This window comes from Bradyrhizobium oropedii (assembly GCF_020889685.1).
GTDB lineage: Bacteria > Pseudomonadota > Alphaproteobacteria > Rhizobiales > Xanthobacteraceae > Bradyrhizobium > Bradyrhizobium oropedii.
On the sequence record NZ_JACMYO010000377.1, the window covers coordinates 1 to 2,501 of the forward strand.

The 2,501-nt window shown below is 68.8% G+C and carries 2 protein-coding genes and 1 pseudogene; all 3 read left to right on the top strand.

The genetic code is table 11. The features are described 5' to 3' along the window. The first annotated feature begins 128 nt into the window (after positions 1–128). Complete coding sequence (locus H8A95_RS42550; protein WP_021075858.1) at positions 129–1,151, top strand: xanthine dehydrogenase family protein molybdopterin-binding subunit; 1,023 nt, start codon at positions 129–131, stop codon at positions 1,149–1,151. 9 nt (positions 1,152–1,160) lie between these two features. Then, positions 1,161–2,042, top strand: coding sequence for an AAA family ATPase (locus H8A95_RS42555; RefSeq protein WP_229188388.1), 882 nt, complete (start codon positions 1,161–1,163; stop codon positions 2,040–2,042). Further along, positions 2,039–2,501: pseudogene (locus H8A95_RS42560) on the top strand (hypothetical protein); the annotation flags it as partial. The gene H8A95_RS42555 and the pseudogene H8A95_RS42560, both read left to right, overlap by 4 nt.

Below are 2,501 nucleotides of genomic sequence, written 5' to 3' on the forward strand. Positions count from 1 at the left end.
CGCGCGCCGGCCGCGACCCGCGAGCCGCAACCACCGCCACCTCCGCCGCCCTCACCACCGCGGCCGAGCGCGCCGTCGCATGGCGCCACCCGCTTCTCATCCGTCTTCGGCACCAGGAGGCGCTGATCATGACAAGGCATCGCGGACGCGGCATAGCGTCGGTCAACTATCCCATCGGCATGAATCTCGGCGGCGATCCGAGCCAGGCGCTGGTACATTCCAACCCCAGCGGCAAGTTCACCGTGGCGCTGTCCTCCATCGACCTCGGCCAGGGCATGAAGTCGGTGACGCGGCAGATCTGCGCAGAGACGCTCGGCGTGCCGGTCGAGGACGTCTATGTCGACACCGCCGACTCCGACACCGGTCCGCACTGCATGGGCTCGTTCGCTTCGCGCGGCACGCATCGCGTCGGCAATGCCGTGATGGCGGCAGCGCGCGAAGCCCGCGGCGTGATGATGGAGGCGGCCGCCGAGGAGCTAGAGGTGAATGCTGCCGACCTCGAGACCGACGGTCGCGGTAATATCCACGTCAAGGGCGCGCCGCACCGTTCGATCTCGACCAAGGACGTCGCGATCGCGGCGCAGTTCAAGCAAGGCAAGACGATCTCCGGCCGAGGCATCTTCCTGGTGCCGCTGTCCGATGTCGATCCCGAGACCGGCGAGATGTCGCCGGCGACGTGTTACGCGCATGCATGCCTCGTCGCCGAGGTCGAGGTCGACGACGAGACCGGGGAGGTCGACATGGTCAGGATGGACTCGGCCTATGAGCTCGGCCGCGCGCTCAATCCGCGGCTGGTCGAGCAGCAGCTGGTCGGCGGCGCCTGGATGGGCGTCAGCCACGCGCTCTACGAGACGCCGGAGCCCTATTATCCGGAGCCGGTGCACGGCCCGCGCGATTTCGTCGAATATCTGATGCCGGGGCCGGGCGACATCTGTCCGCACGATATCGCTGTGCTGGAACGCCCCGCCCCCGACGGCCCGTTCGGCGCCAAGGGACCGGGCGAGATGTGCGCCAACCCGGTGCTGCCTGCGGTCGCCAACGCGATCTTCAACGCGGTCGGGGTGCGGATCGACGACCTGCCGATCACGCCGGAGAAGGTGTTGCGCGCGATCCGCGCACAGGGCGGCGCGCGGCCGCAGCCGCGGCGCTGAGGTCGCTTCATGCCGGTCCGCAGCAACATCGTCGGCATCGACAGCCCCGAGGCGCTGGAGAAAGCGCTGCGCGCGGCCTACTACCTTGCCGACGATGGCATCGCGACCGCCTCTTATCTCTCGCTCGCGCTCGGCAAGCCGCTGCTGCTCGAGGGCGCGCCAGGTGTCGGCAAGACCGAAGCCGCCAAAGCCATCGCCGCCGTGCTCGGCCGCAAGCTGATCCGTCTGCAATGCTATGAGGGCATCGACGCGGCCGCCGCACTCTATGAATGGAACTATCCGCGCCAGATGCTGGCGATCCGGCAGGCGGGCGAGGAGACCATCGACATCTACGGCGAGTCGTTCCTGATCGAACGTCCGATGCTCGCGGCACTGCGCGCACCTGATGCGACCGTGCTGCTGATCGACGAAATCGACCGCGCCGATCAGGAGTTCGAGGCCTTCCTGCTCGAATTCCTCTCCGACTTCCAGATCTCGATCCCCGAGCGCGGCACGATCCGCGCCGCCGAGCATCCCGTCGTGGTGCTGACCTCGAACCGGACGCGAGATTTGCACGAGGCGCTGCGGCGACGCTGCGTCTATCACTGGATCGACTATCCGAATGCCGAGCGCGAGGCTCGTATCGTGATGATGCGCGCCTCCAGCGTCGCCGAGGCCACTGCCCGCGCCGTGGTCGCTGCCGTCGGCCGGCTGCGCCGCGAGCCGCTGAGCAAGGCGCCGGGCATCGCCGAAGCCGTTGACTGGGCGGAAGCCGCCACCCTGCTCAACAAGGGCGGCGCACGCTGGCCTGACGCGTTCAAGCGCTCGATCGGCGTCGCGCTGAAGGACGAGGAGGATCTGCATTTCATCTCGCCGCGGCTCGATGCGATCATCGCGGAGGCAGCCGCGTGAGCGACGATCTCAAGCTGCCGCGCGCCGCGCGGATCTTCGTCACCTTTGTCGCATTGCTGCGCGCCAACGGCTTCTCCGTCGCGCCGGAGCAGACGACGAGCTTTTTGGCGGCGATCGGACTGCTTGGGCCCGGGAGCCTGGAGCATATCCGCCGGGCCGGGCTTGCCACGCTGGCGCCGCCGCCCGAGCGCCGCGCGACGTATGACCGGCTGTTCGACATTCATTTCCGCGGCGCCGAGGCGATCGAGCAGGCCGAGGGCGAAGACGAGGAGACCGTCCGCCTGCAGGAGGAAGGCCGTGGCGAGGACGAGCCGCCGCTCGCCGACGAAGCCAACGAATCCGGTCTCGCGGCGGCACGGGCCGAGGCGCTGGTCGAGCGCCGCTTTGCGCAGACAGCCACCAGCGATCCGCTGCGAAAACTGTCGCGCGAAGCGGCAAAACGGCTGCCGCGGCGGCGGG